The sequence below is a fragment of the Ruegeria sp. E5 genome, assembly GCF_056534105.1.
In genome coordinates this window covers 763,509-776,930 of the sequence record NZ_JBQFPA010000002.1, presented here as the reverse complement: position 1 = coordinate 776,930, position 13,422 = coordinate 763,509, and the positions used below count along the sequence as shown (strand labels likewise).

At 58.6% G+C, this 13,422-nt stretch carries 14 protein-coding genes; 11 read left to right on the top strand and 3 right to left on the bottom strand.

All coding sequences use genetic code 11. The features are described from left to right. Window positions 1-17 precede the first annotated feature (17 nt). From ACR0BI_RS11720 to smpB, 7 genes are all read left to right on the top strand, one after another. Window positions 18-665 (top strand): queuosine precursor transporter, encoded by a 648-nt coding sequence (locus ACR0BI_RS11720; protein ID WP_170394930.1) that lies wholly within the window; start codon window positions 18-20, stop codon window positions 663-665. A gap of 263 nt (window positions 666-928) precedes the next feature. Next, on the top strand, window positions 929-1,348 hold the full coding sequence (gene arfB, locus ACR0BI_RS11715) for an alternative ribosome rescue aminoacyl-tRNA hydrolase ArfB (RefSeq protein ID WP_170394928.1): 420 nt from the start codon (window positions 929-931) through the stop codon (window positions 1,346-1,348). Window positions 1,349-1,408: 60 nt separating this feature from the next. Then, complete coding sequence (locus tag ACR0BI_RS11710) at window positions 1,409-2,155, top strand: SDR family oxidoreductase (protein ID WP_480561903.1); 747 nt, start codon at window positions 1,409-1,411, stop codon at window positions 2,153-2,155. Window positions 2,156-2,237: 82 nt separating this feature from the next. Continuing rightward, window positions 2,238-3,251, top strand: a complete 1,014-nt coding sequence (locus ACR0BI_RS11705; protein WP_480561905.1) for a P1 family peptidase — start codon at window positions 2,238-2,240, stop codon at window positions 3,249-3,251. 112 nt (window positions 3,252-3,363) lie between these two features. Then, window positions 3,364-3,777 carry a c-type cytochrome gene (locus ACR0BI_RS11700; protein WP_170394920.1) on the top strand — a complete coding sequence of 138 codons (414 nt, stop codon included), beginning with the start codon at window positions 3,364-3,366 and terminating at the stop codon, window positions 3,775-3,777. Between the two features lie 144 nt (window positions 3,778-3,921). After that, window positions 3,922-4,464 (top strand): isopentenyl-diphosphate Delta-isomerase, encoded by a 543-nt coding sequence (gene idi / locus ACR0BI_RS11695; protein ID WP_170394917.1) that lies wholly within the window; start codon window positions 3,922-3,924, stop codon window positions 4,462-4,464. A gap of 44 nt (window positions 4,465-4,508) precedes the next feature. Beyond that, complete coding sequence (smpB, locus tag ACR0BI_RS11690; protein WP_170394914.1) at window positions 4,509-4,991, top strand: SsrA-binding protein SmpB; 483 nt, start codon at window positions 4,509-4,511, stop codon at window positions 4,989-4,991. Here the strand turns inward: smpB and glpK are convergent. The 3 genes from glpK to panB form a co-directional block, all read right to left on the bottom strand. Beyond that, window positions 4,988-6,466 (bottom strand): glycerol kinase GlpK, encoded by a 1,479-nt coding sequence (gene glpK / locus ACR0BI_RS11685; protein WP_480561907.1) that lies wholly within the window; start codon window positions 6,464-6,466, stop codon window positions 4,988-4,990. The two genes, smpB and glpK, sit on opposite strands and share 4 nt — an antisense overlap. A gap of 70 nt (window positions 6,467-6,536) precedes the next feature. Then, entirely contained in the window at window positions 6,537-7,388 is an 852-nt protein-coding gene (panC, locus tag ACR0BI_RS11680; RefSeq protein ID WP_170514138.1) for a pantoate--beta-alanine ligase, read from the bottom strand. Next, a complete protein-coding gene (gene panB / locus ACR0BI_RS11675) occupies window positions 7,385-8,224 on the bottom strand; it encodes a 3-methyl-2-oxobutanoate hydroxymethyltransferase (RefSeq protein WP_480561909.1) in 840 nt (279 codons plus the stop codon). Before panB ends, panC begins: the two co-directional genes overlap by 4 nt. Window positions 8,225-8,395: 171 nt before the next feature. On the opposite strand from panB, the gene ACR0BI_RS11670 reads away from it, so the two are divergent. The 4 genes from ACR0BI_RS11670 (at window position 8,396) to ACR0BI_RS11655 (ending at window position 13,393) form a co-directional block, all read left to right on the top strand. Beyond that, window positions 8,396-9,883 carry an ABC transporter substrate-binding protein gene (locus ACR0BI_RS11670; RefSeq protein ID WP_170408558.1) on the top strand — a complete coding sequence of 496 codons (1,488 nt, stop codon included), beginning with the start codon at window positions 8,396-8,398 and terminating at the stop codon, window positions 9,881-9,883. Between the two features lie 155 nt (window positions 9,884-10,038). Then, the gene (locus tag ACR0BI_RS11665) at window positions 10,039-10,986 is read left to right on the top strand and encodes an ABC transporter permease (protein ID WP_480561911.1); all 948 of its coding nucleotides are present in this window, start codon (window positions 10,039-10,041) and stop codon (window positions 10,984-10,986) included. Next, window positions 10,983-11,798: an ABC transporter permease gene (locus tag ACR0BI_RS11660; RefSeq protein ID WP_170648868.1), complete on the top strand. Its 816-nt coding sequence runs from the start codon at window positions 10,983-10,985 to the stop codon at window positions 11,796-11,798. Before ACR0BI_RS11665 ends, ACR0BI_RS11660 begins: the two co-directional genes overlap by 4 nt. Beyond that, window positions 11,795-13,393, top strand: coding sequence for an ABC transporter ATP-binding protein (locus ACR0BI_RS11655; protein WP_480561913.1), 1,599 nt, complete (start codon window positions 11,795-11,797; stop codon window positions 13,391-13,393). Before ACR0BI_RS11660 ends, ACR0BI_RS11655 begins: the two co-directional genes overlap by 4 nt. Window positions 13,394-13,422 lie beyond the last annotated feature (29 nt).

Below are 13,422 nucleotides of genomic sequence, written 5' to 3'. Positions count from 1 at the left end.
AAAACGGGCATCTGAAAATGCAACGCAGCTTTATTCCCGGCATCCTTGCCATGGCCTCGATCGTCGTGGCCTCAAACATCCTGGTCCAGTTCCTGATCCTTGACGGCCTGTTGACCTGGGGTGCCTTCACCTATCCGTTGGCCTTTCTGGTCACCGACATCATGAACCGCGTCTACGGCGTGGGTCCGGCCCGCAAGGTCGTATTCGCCGGATTTGTCACCGGTATCATCTGCTCGCTGATCGGCAGCCAGATCATGCTGCAGGGTGACGGCTTCACCTATGCCGCCGTGCCGCTGCGCATCGCAGTCGCTTCGGGCACCGCCTTCCTGATCGCGCAATTGACCGACGTCACTGTGTTCAACTCACTGCGTGGTGGCCGCTGGTGGCGCGCGCCGCTGGTGTCGACACTGGTCGGTTCAGCGCTGGACACCGCGATCTTCTTTACGCTGGCGTTCTCGGCCTCGGTTACCGTCTTTGGTGCCAATGCAGACGCTGCGATCAACTGGGCGTGGGAGCCTGTGCCCTTCATGCTGTCCGGCCCGATGGCCCCGCTGTGGGTGACGCTGGCCTTCGCTGACTGGCTGGTGAAACTGTCGCTGGCACTAATCGCCCTGATTCCGTTCAAGGTGATCGTCGCCCGTCTGACCGCTGCACAGCCTGCGTAAAAAAGTTCTTTGAGATTGGCACAACTTGTGTCACGCTCCTTGTTAACCGCAACAGATAGAAAAGGAGGTGATCCAGTGTCGAGAAAGAGATTGGAGAGAGGTGTTGGAACAACCGGGGGGATCGCCTGTTAAGGCAGCCCTTGGCGGAGCGCTCGCTCCGGCTGGTCGATTGATCTAACCGACCCAACCTCCTGAACTTTCGAAGGGCCGTCCCGCCGGGGCGGCCCTTTTTGTTTTCAACTGCGCCCTGTAAGGTCCGATCCATGTTGCGCATCACCGACGATATCGCCCTGCAAGACTGGGAAATGACCGAAAGCTTCGTGCGGTCCTCTGGTCCGGGTGGGCAGAACGTCAACAAGGTCTCCACCGCCGTTGAGCTGCGGTTCGAGGCCGCGCGCTCACCCTCCTTGCCTGATCCGGTCAAGACACGTTTGAAACGGCTGGCCGGACGTCGCTGGACCAAGGACGGCGCCATCATCATTCAATGTGAAGAAACACGGTCTCAGGCCCGCAACCGCGACATCGCGCGCGCCCGGTTGGCTGAACTGATCACGCGGGCTTTGGTCAATCCCAAGCGCAGGATCGCGACCAAACCCACTTATGGTTCGGTCAAGCGAAGGCTTGCTGCTAAGAAAGCCCGCGCGGATGTCAAAGCCCTGCGAGGCAAAGTGTCCGAAGATTGATCTGGCAGTTTCGCTGCACGTTGCTACTCTGCCGGTGCAAGACGCAGGGGAGGTAAAGCCATGAGGCTTGAGGGAAAAACCGCCATCGTAACCGGCGGCGCATCCGGGTTCGGCGCAGGGATTGTGCAAAAATTCTTGGCCGAAGGTGCCCGCGTGATGATCGCAGATATCAATGGCGAAGCGGCTTCCGACATGGCGTCCGCGGAGGGCACGAATGCCATCGCACAGCACGTTGATGTCTCGGATGCGGCATCGGTTCAGGCCATGGCACATGCGGTATCGGAAGAATTCGGAAAACTTGATATTCTGGTGAATAATGCGGGCGTGACGCACCTGCCGGCCCCACTTGAGGACGTCGATGACGATGAATTCGACCGCGTCTTCGCCGTGAACATGAAATCCGTCTACCTGACCGCGCGCGCCTTTGTTCCGCAGATGAAGATACGCGGCGCGGGGACGATCCTGAACGTGGCCTCAACGGCAGGCCTGTCGCCGCGCCCTAATCTGAACTGGTACAACGCCTCCAAAGGCTGGATGATCACCGCGACCAAGACGATGGCCGTCGAACTTGCCCCCTCGGGCCTGCGCGTTAACGCGATCTGCCCGGTGGCGGGTGAAACCCCGCTGCTGAAATCCTTCATGGGTGAAGACACCCCGGAAATCCGCGCCAAATTCCTGTCGACGATCCCGCTTGGTCGCTTCTCAACCCCCGAAGACATGGCAAACGCCGCCTGTTTCCTCTGCTCGGACGAGGCCAGCATGATCACCGGCACAGCCCTAGAAGTGGACGGAGGCCGATGCATCTGATCCGCCCTTCATCTGGCCATAAATATCTCCGCCGGAGGCAGCGCGCGCCAGCGCGATTTCCGGCCCAGTGTGCGAGACGAAAATGAACCCCGGACCCAGAAACCTGATCACTGATGTCGCTGGCCTCATGGTTGGCAATGCGCACGATGATACGCTTAAATCAGGCACAACTGTCCTGACGGCGGACGACCCGTTCACAGCTTCGGTTCATGTGATGGGCGGCGCCCCCGGCACGCGTGAGACCGACCTTCTGGCGGTCGACAAAACTGTTGATCGGGTCGACGCGATTGCCTTGTCCGGCGGCTCGGCCTTTGGACTGGATGCGTGCTCGGGCGTTTCAGACGCATTGCGCGCTCAGGGGCGCGGATTTCAGGTCGGTTCGGCCGTCGTGCCCATCGTGCCGGGCGCGATTCTGTTCGATCTACTCAATGGTGGAGATAAGAACTGGACCGAAAATCCTTATCGCGATCTGGGGAAGTCTGCGTATCTCACCGCCTCACCAGAATTTGAACTGGGCTCGGTGGGGGCTGGTACCGGCGCATTGGCCGCGATGCACAAGGGTGGCTTAGGCTCGGCTTCGTTAAAGCTTGAGGGTGGCGTAACCGTCGGTGCGCTGGTTGCGGCCAATCCGCTTGGCAGCGTAACCACACCGGGTGATCGGCATTTTTGGGCTGCGCCGTTTGAGATCGATGACGAGTTCGGTGGATTGGGGCCAGACCCGGCCTCGGGCCTTGGTTCCTCTCTTGTCAGCCGCAAGGCGCAAATGATGCATTCTGTTCCGCCAGATCGCGCAAACACCACGATTGCTATAGTTGCAACTGATGCAGCGCTGACCAAACCGCAATGCCAGCGTCTGGCGGTAGCAGCCCATGACGGCATCGCCCGCGCCATCGTGCCTGCGCACACGCCTGGCGATGGAGATCTGGTATTCGGTCTCAGCACCGGCGCGCGCACGGTTGGCCCCGAGGCGATGGCGATGATCGGCCATGCGGCCTCGATCTGTCTTGCGCGCGCGATTGCACGGGCTATCTATCTGGCTTCCCCCCGCACTGGCGACCTGCTGCCCTGCTGGTCGCAGTTACATGACTTCGGTTAAGTACGACACCGATCGCCTGTGACACAGTGCCGTCGCGCGGCAATCTGCGCGTTGACTCTCTGCTGTGCCAGCGATCCATTCGGTGCAGCCAATTCATATCGGAGCAAAAGCTATGAATCGTATCCTTGCCACCGCAATTGCCGGTCTGCTGGCCCTTCCTGTCTATGCAGAAGGTGATGCCGAAGCGGGTAAGAAGACCTTCAACAAATGCAAATCCTGTCACATGATTGCTGACCCTGCGGGTGAAGTTATCGTTAAGGGCGGTAAGACGGGTCCGAACCTGTACGGAATCGCAGGCCGCACCGCCGGCACTGAAGAAGGCTTCAGATACGGCGACAGCATCGTGGCCGCGGGCGAAAATGGGCTGGTCTGGGATGAAGAGACTTTCGTGGCCTACGCCCAAGACCCCAAAGCATTCTTGAAAGACTATTTGGGGGAAACCTCGGCCAAGTCGAAAATGACCTTCAAGCTGAAGAAGGGCGCCGAAGACGTTTACGCCTATATCGTGAGCGTTTCGGGAGAGTAACTCCGCCAACAGGTTTACAGACGAACTTCGAAATGCCGCAGCCCCTGCGGCCTTTCGTGCGATTGATTGACATTGTAATCAGCGCCACTTTGGGGAAAACCGGTAAGGCCATGTGCACCGGAGATCGCCAACAGGAGACGACAGATGGGAATCTTGATCCCGGCTTGGGTTGAGGGCGAACTGACACCCGTCGACAAGCTGGAGGCGCATGAAAAGGGGCTGCGACACAAGGCTGTGTCCGTGTTTGCCGTGCGCGGGACCGAGATATTGCTGCAACGCCGGGCGATGGGCAAATACCACACGCCGGGTCTATGGGCGAATACCTGTTGTACGCATCCGGATTGGGACGAAAGCGCTTCGCATTGTGCCGTCCGGCGCCTGCGCGAAGAATTGGGCATCACCGGGCTTTATCCCGAATATCGGCATCGATTGGAGTATCACGCCGATGTCGGCAATGGAATGGTCGAGAACGAGGTGGTCGATGTCTTTCTGGCCCATGTGCGTGGAGCCTTGAAAATCGAGCCTAACCCGGAAGAAGTGATGGATATCCGCTGGGTCGATTACCACGATCTGCTGGCCGAGGTGAAGCGGCACCCCGACCGTTTTACCCCGTGGCTCAAGATTTATCTGCACAATCACGCTGACACGATATTTGGACCTGACCTGATAATCTCGGCCAATTCATAACCCTGCCTTGCAAGGCGGACGCAAGCGGCATACATCAACGCGTCATGGCCAAGCAGAAGCAGAATACTGACCCGAATTACAAAGTGATCGCCGAAAACCGGCGTGCGCGCTTCGACTATGCGATCGAAGACGATCTCGAATGCGGTATTGTTCTGGAAGGGTCCGAGGTCAAATCCCTGCGTGCCGGTGGGTCGAACATTGCTGAAAGCTATGCGTCCGTCGATGATGGAGAGCTATGGCTAATCAACAGCTATATCGCGCCCTATGAGCAGGCCAAGGTCTTCAAACATGAAGAACGCCGCCGCCGTAAACTGCTGGTGTCACGCAAGGAACTGTCGAACCTGTGGAACGCGACCCAACGCAAAGGCATGACGCTGGTGCCGCTGGTGCTTTATTTTAATCACAAGGGTCGGGCGAAGCTGAAGATCGGCATCGCCAAAGGTAAGAAGCTGCACGACAAGCGCGAAACGCAGGCCAAGCGCGACTGGTCACGGCAGAAACAGCGCTTGATGAAGGACCACAGTTAGAACGCCATGGCCGCCTGAACCGCGCGTTGCCAGCGTGCATAGGCCGCGTCTCGGTCAGCTACGGGTTTTGCAGGCTCAAACCGCCGGTCCAGATCCCAGGTTTCGGCGAATCCGGCCTGATCCGGGTAGACACCCGCTTTCATGCCCGCCAGCCATGCGGCACCAAGCGCGGTGGTTTCCTGCATCACCGGGCGGTCGACCGGGGCGCCCAGAATGTCGGAAAGCCCCTGCATGGCCCAGTCCGAGGCGCTCATTCCGCCGTCGACGCGCAGGATCACGTCAGTCTCTGCGCCCCAATCGCCCTGCATGGCGTGCCACAGGTCGCGGGTCTGGAACGCGATGCTTTCCAGCGTGGCGCGCGTGATTTCGGCGCGGCCTGAATTGCGAGTCAGGCCAAAGATTGCGCCCCGGCAATCGGGTTTCCAATAAGGCGCGCCCAGCCCAGTAAAGGCAGGGACGAGAACAACGTGCTGGTTCGGATCAGCTTTGGCGGCCAGTTCACCGCTTTGCGGTGCGGTTTCGATGATTTGCAACGCATCGCGCAGCCATTGCACCGCCGCACCGGCAATGAAAATCGAGCCTTCAAGCGCATAGGTTTTCTGCCCGTCCAACTGATAGGCAATTGTCGTTAGCAGCCGGTTTTTCGATTCAACTGGCTGCGTACCGGTGTTGAGTAGTGCGAAACAGCCCGTGCCATAGGTGGATTTCATCATGCCCGGCTGGAAACAGGCCTGTCCGATGGTGGCAGCTTGCTGATCCCCCGCCACGCCGAGAATTGGAATATTACCGCTAAACAGGGAGGTCGATCCGAAGTCTGCGGCGCAATCGCGCACGTCGGGCAACAAAGCTTGGGGGATGTCCAGCAAGTCGCAGATCTCGGTACTCCATTCCCCTTTGTGAATATCGAATAGCAATGTGCGGGCCGCATTGGTGGCATCGGTGGCGTGCACGCGCCCTTCTGTCAGTCGCCAGATCAGGAAGGTATCGATTGTGCCGAACAGCAGCTCTCCGGCGGCGGCACGGTCGCGTGCGCCGGCGACGGTATCAAGCAACCATTTGACCTTGGTGCCTGAAAAATAAGGATCTAGCAGCAGACCGGTCTGGGCAGTTACGTCATCCTCGCATCCCGCTTTGCGAAGACGCTCGCAAATCTCAGCGGTGCGACGGTCCTGCCAGACGATTGCGTTGTGAATGGGGGTCCCGGTGGCGCGATCCCAGATGACAGTGGTTTCGCGTTGGTTGGTAATCCCGATACCAGCGATCTGTGCCGCGGATACACCTGTCGTTTGCATCACTTTACGGCAAACCGTCAGAACGCTGTCCCATATCTCCTCGGCATCATGCTCAACCCAGCCTTCCTGTGGGAAATGCTGTGTAAACTCGTGCTGCGCAGTGCCGACACGCTGCATTTGCGCGTCGAACAGGATTGCACGAGACGATGTGGTGCCCTGATCGATTGCCAGTATATAGGTCATTCCTGCGCCCCTCCCGCTTTGGTTTTGCAGGACTTTAGCGCAAACACAACCAAACGTACCAGAGGGGAAATCAGACCGGAGACACCGGTAGATTGTCGATCAGCCGCACGCCGTCGACCAAGGCTGCCGCAAACAGTCGTGCGGGTCGTTTGGCATGGGTCATAGGCTCCAGCGTTTCAGCGCAGCGTAGTTGCAGATACTCCACTTCGTTGAAGCCGGCGGCCAAAAGATCGGCCTGTGCCTGAGAAGCCAAAGCTTCGAATTCTTCGCCGTTTTCCAGCGCCTGAACAACTGCACGCATGATACGATGTTTTTCGGCTGCGATGGCCAGACCATCCTCGGATAGCCTTTGATTGCGCGAAGACATTGCGAGGCCCGAAGGTTCACGCACCGTGGGGCAACCAATCACCTCGATAGGGATATCGAGGTCGCGGGCCATCCGGCGGACGATCATAAGCTGCTGATAGTCTTTTTCCCCGAAATAGGCTCGATCCGCTTGCGTTTGCAGGAACAGCTTGGCGACAACGGTTGCCACACCATCGAAATGACCCGGGCGGAATTCTCCCTCCATCGCGTCGGTCAGACCCGAGACCGAGACTGTGGTGGCGAAGCCATCAGGGTAAATCTCATCCGGGTCGGGCACGTATATCGCATCGACGTTGTAAGGCGCGAGTTTTTTTGCGTCTTCCTGTTCGGTGCGCGGATAGTTGGCGAGGTCTTCGGGGTTGTTGAACTGCTTGGGGTTTACAAAGATCGTCACGATCACCCGGTCGCAAGCCGTCTTCGCGGCTTCGGCCAGCGACAGATGCCCCTGGTGCAGCGCACCCATGGTGGGGACAACTCCGATCACCTCACCATTCAGATGCCAATCACGGGTCAGAGCGCGCAAGTCTGCCAGTCGACGCAGAATAGGCGCGGTCATGACTTGGGTCCTTTGACGGGTACGGCATCGGCAAAGACATGTTCGTCTGCCGGGAAGCTTCGCGCACGAACCTCGGTTGCGTATTCAGCAATGGCGGCTTCGGCCAGCGGGCCAAGATCAGCATAGCGTTTGACGAATTTCGGTTTGAAGGCGGTGAAAAAGCCAAGCATATCGTCCACCACCAGAATTTGCCCGTCGCACCCGGCCGAGGCACCAATGCCGATTGTGGGGATCGCAATCTCAGCGGTAATCCGGTTGGCCAAACCCTGCGGAACTTTCTCTAACACGACCGAAAACGCGCCTGCTTCGGCGACGGCCCGGGCGTCGGCCAATACGGCATCGGCCTGTTCGTCGCGCCCTTGTACCTTATAGCCACCCAAAGTGTTTATCGACTGCGGTGTCAGGCCAATATGTGCCATCACCGGGATCCCGCGTTTGACCAGAAACCGGATGGTTTCAGCCATCTCGACCCCACCTTCCAGCTTAACCGCCCCTGCCCCTGTTTCCGACATCAGCCGGGCTGCGTTGCGGAATGCCTGAGCCGGGTCATGCTCGTAGCTGGCGAAAGGCATGTCGATCACCATCATTGCCTTGTCCAGACCACGGGCAACGGCCTGGCCGTGCATGATCATCATCTCCATCGTCACACCAAGGGTCGACGTCAACCCGTGCAACACCATGCCGACGCTGTCACCGACCAGAACGAAGTCACAATGCGCATCCATCAACTGCGCCATCGGTGTTGTGTAGGCGGTCAACGATACCAGAGGATCAGTACCTTTCCGGGCGCGGATATCCTCGGCGTTCGGGGCTTTCTTGCGGGCGGTGGCGCTCATGCTCGCTCCTCGCAGGGTTCATGTTGCAGCGCGGCATAGCAGATGCGGCAGGCGCAAAGAAACCCCGGTTGCGCCAACAATTCCTTGATTGACCTCGGGTTTGCGAGGACATTGGTCGCAGATCGGCCCGAAAAAAGCAGGGCTAGCCAATTTCAGTGGGGAGAGATTTTCATGACAAAGCAGCGCTTTCGCTCGTTCGCGTCGGCCCTGGTCCTTGGCGCGGGCCTGTTTGCCACGCAGGCCATGGCCAAATCTGACATTACCATCGCCATGCAGCTTGAGCCACCGCATCTGGACCCGACCAGCGCTGCGGCGCAGGCTATCGATTCGGTTGTCTACACCAATATCTTCGAAGGCCTGACCCGGTTCATGGGGGATGGCTCGGTGGTGCCGGGGCTGGCCGAAAGCTGGGAAATCTCGGATGACGGTACCGTTTACACATTCAAGCTGCGCGACGGTGTGACATTTCACGATGGCACAACGATGGATGCCGAGGACGTCAAGTTCACCCTTGATCGCGCCACGGCAGAAGACAGCGCCAACGCGCAGAAGGCTTTGTTTGCGGGCATTAAAAGTGTCGAGGTAGTGGACCCCCTGACCGTTCAGGTGACGTTGAATGAGCCGAACGGGAACTTCCTTTTCAATCTCGCCTGGGGTGACGCGGTGATCGTTGCGCCCGAAAGCATCGAGAATATCAAGACCAATCCGGTTGGCACGGGGGCCTTCACCTTCTCTGACTGGCTGCAGGGTGACAGCATCATCCTGAATCGCAACCCCGACTATTGGGGCGAACAGCCCGCGTTAGAGACCGCAACGTTTAAGTTTATCTCGGATCCGACCGCCGCCTTTGCCGCCATGATGGCCGAGGATGTGGACGTGTTCGACAACTTCCCCGCACCCGAGAATCTGCCGCAATTCGAGGCTGATCCGCGCTTTCAGGTTCTTGTCGGCTCGACCGAGGGGGAAACCATTCTGTCGACCAACAACAAACAAGCCCCGTTTGATGACATATTGGTCCGACAGGCATTGGCCCACGCGATTGACAGGCAGGCCATCATTGATGGGGCTATGTTCGGCTATGGCACACCCATCGGTACGCATTTTGCTCCGCATAACCCGGCTTACGTCGATTTGACCGGCAATTCGGCCTATGACCCGGAAAAAGCCAAGGCGCTGCTGGCCGAGGCCGGGTATCCCGATGGGTTCGAGACCACGCTGCACTTGCCGCCGCCTTCCTACGCCCGACGCGGGGGTGAAATCATCGCTGCGCAACTGGCCGATATTGGCATCACCGCCGAGATCATCAATGTGGAATGGGCGCAGTGGCTGGAAAGCGTGTTCAAGGGCAAGGAGTTTGGCCTGACCATCGTCAGCCATACCGAGCCGATGGATATCGGTATTTATGCCCGGCCCGACTATTACTTCCAATATGACAGCACCGACTTTCAGGCATTGATGGACACGCTGAATTCGACCACGGACCCTGATGAGCGCACACGTTTGCTGGGTGAGGCACAGCGCTTGATTTCGACCGATTACGTCAACGGGTACCTGTTTCAACTTGCCAAGCTTGGCGTGGCCAAGGCCGGTGTTGAGGGGCTATGGGAAAACGCACCCACCGCAGCGATCGATCTGACCGGGATCAGTTGGTCCGAATAGAAGAACAGAGTTGGACCGGGGCGATGGCCAGCGCCCCGGCGCGAACTGTTGCACCATGAAACCCACAAGGATTCTGGTTTGGCGGGTTTCTTTTTGTCTATCTTCTCGTGCCTTAGGCGCTGGACCCACACGGGATGTGACCCTAACGTTTCCAAATGCTCCGCTACGCCCTCAAACGTCTGCTGTCGCTGATCCTGAGCCTGGCCGTCGCCTCGGTTGTCATCTTTGCAGTGATCGAGGTCGCGCCCGGTGATCCGGCGTCGTTCATGCTGGGCGTGAACGCGCAGGCCGATACGTTGACTGCGCTGAGAGCTGAACTGGGCCTCGATGTCTCGAAGATCGAGCGGTACTTCAACTGGGTCGGCGGGATGCTGGTTGGGGATTTTGGTACGTCCTACACCTATCGCACACCCGTGTCGCAGATGATCGCAGATCGATTGTGGGTGTCATTGCCGCTAGCTTTATACGCGCTGACCCTGTCCACGCTGATTGCTTTCCCCGCCGGTATCTACGCAGCCTCACGGCGCGGCAAACCGGGTGATCTGACCGTGATGGGTGCGACTCAGCTTGGTATCGCGGTGCCAAATTTCTGGTTCGCGATGATGCTGGTGCTGGTCTTTGCCATCAACTTGCGCTGGTTCAATGCCGGCGGTTTCGCGGGTTGGGAGAACGGCATTTGGACCGGTCTACATTCGCTGACCCTTCCAGCCATTGCATTGGCCCTGCCACAAGCGGCGATCCTTGCGCGGGTTATGCGCTCGGCTCTGTTGGATATTCTGGCCGAGGATTTTTTGCGCACTGCACGCGCCAAGGGCCTTTCGCGTCGGCAGGCGCTTTGGCGACACGGAGTGCGGAATGCGCTGATCCCGGTACTGACGATCATTGGACTCCAATTTTCCTTCCTGCTGGCGGGTTCGATCATCATCGAACAGGTGTTTTATCTACCCGGCCTCGGGCGGCTGGTTTTTCAGGCCATATCGGCGCGCGATCTGATCGTCGTGGAATCGGTCGTTATGCTGCTGGTCTTTGCCGTCATCATGGTGAACTTTTTTGTCGATCTGGCCTATGCCGCAGTCGATCCAAGGCTGAGGAGCAGGACATGAGCCGCAACCTGATCCTTGGCGCGACGCTGTCCTCACTGGTGGTGCTGGCAGCGCTGGTGTCCTTTGTCTGGACCCCATACGACCACGCCGCGCTGAACATTCCCGCCAAGCTGGAGCCACCCAGCGCGCAGCACTGGTTCGGTACCGATCATTTCGGACGCGACATGTTCTCGATGATCATGGTTGGTGCGCGCACCTCGATTGCGGTGGCGCTGGTCGCGGTCGGGATTGGCATGGCGCTGGGCGTTCCCTTGGGTCTGGCCGCCGCTGCGCGCAGTGGATCGTGGCTAGATGAATTCATCATGCGCGGCAATGATCTGGTCTTTGCATTCCCCTCTCTCGTCATCGCCATTCTGATCACTGCCGTCTTTGGTGCCGGGGCCATTAACGCGATCATCGCCATCGGTATCTTCAACATCCCCGTTTTTGCCCGCATCACTCGAGGCGCAGCTTTGTCTCTTTGGGAGCGCGAGTTTATCCTTGCCGCCCGTGTGTCAGGCAAAGGCGCGGCACGGATATCGGCTGAACATATCCTGCCCAATGTCGCCAATCTGCTGATTGTTCAGGGAACAATCCAGTTCTCACTTGGCATTCTGGCCGAGGCTGGGCTGTCCTATGTCGGTCTTGGTGCGCAACCCCCTACGCCAAGCTGGGGCAGAATGCTGGCCGATGCGCAGACGATGGTTAGTTTTGCCCCGCATTTGGCTCTGATTCCAGGTCTTGCCATCATCGTGACGGTTCTTGGCCTGAACCTTCTGGGTGATGGCTTGCGCGATTGGTTGGACCCTCGGATACGGGTGGCCCGCGCATGAGTCTTTTGCAGATCAAGGACCTCTCGTTGGCTATCCATGGCACGCCGATTTTAAAGAAGATCAACCTGTCGATTGCCCCTGGGCAGATCGTGGCTGTGACCGGAGAAAGCGGTTCGGGCAAATCAATGACAGCCTTTGCCGTGATGCAGTTGCTGCCAAACGATGCCGAAGTAGATGGGGTGCTAGAGTTAGAGGGCCAGAACCTGCTGGACCGGTCTGAGGCCGAGATTTGTGCGTTGCGGGGCGCTGCGATCGGAATGGTTTTCCAAGAGCCGATGACTGCCCTGAACCCGGTGAAGACCATCGGCGATCAAGTTATGGAGACTATCCTGATCCACAAGGCCATGCCCCCGGCCAAAGCGCGCGCTCGGGCCGAAGAGGTTCTGGCCCGGGTTGGATTGCCAACCAACAGGTTTCCGTTGAAGCGTTATCCTCACGAACTGTCAGGCGGTCAGCGCCAGCGAGTGGTGATCGCCATGGCGATTGCACTGCGCCCCCGACTGTTGATCGCGGATGAGCCGACAACGGCGCTTGATGTGACCACGCAGGCGCAAATCCTTGATCTGCTTAAAGGGCTCGTGTCGGAGTACGGCATGGGTCTGCTGATGATCACGCATGATTTGGCGGTGGTTGCAGACATGGCGGATCAGATTGTGGTCATGCGGCATGGGGAGGTTGTTGAAACGGGCGCAACAGATCATCTCCTGCGCCATATGCAGCACCCTTACACCCGTATGCTGTTCGAAGCTTCGGGGCATCAAGTCAACCTGCCGACCTCTCCTGCACCGCGAGCGTTGCTTGAGGTCGAGAACGTGGTGCGGGACTACCGTCTGCCCCGAACGCGCCTGTTTGCCACGCCCGGTCATCATCGGGCCGTCGATCATGTCAGCTTTACCCTGAATCGGGGGGAGCGTTTAGGGCTGGTTGGAGAGTCCGGTTGTGGAAAATCGACCCTAACACGAGCTATTTTGGGCTTGGAGGAGGTGCAGCAAGGTCGCATTTCCCTTGATGGCCAGCCTGTTTTCACCGGCCACAAACCCAATCTGGCAGTGCGACGCAAGATGCAGGTGGTGTTTCAGGACCCCTACGGCAGCTTCAATCCTCGCCACCGGGTCGCGCGCCTGATCACCGAGCCATTTCATTTGCTGGACACCCCGCCAACCGGTTCTGAACGGCAGGATCGCGTCGCTGAGATGCTTACCGCCGTTGGCCTAAGCCCCGATGATGCGGGCCGCTACATTCACGAATTCTCGGGTGGGCAGCGGCAACGTATCGCTATTGCGCGCGCTCTGATTATTCGACCCGAGTTGATCCTGTTTGATGAGGCTGTCTCGGCGCTGGATGTCTCGGTCCGCGCCCAAGTTCTCGACCTGCTGGCCGAGCTTTGTGCGGCTTACGATCTGACTTACCTGTTCATCAGCCATGACCTGAGCGTGGTTCGAACCATCACCGACCGTGTGCTGGTAATGCAGGCCGGCAAGATTGTGGAACAGGGTGAAACCGAGCAAGTCTTCACAGAGCCTCAGCATCCTTACACAAGAACTCTGATCAATGCGGCACCGAAATTGCCGGAGACTGGACGAGGCGCTGCATGAAAACCCCTGTATAGAGCCTGCTATTGGAG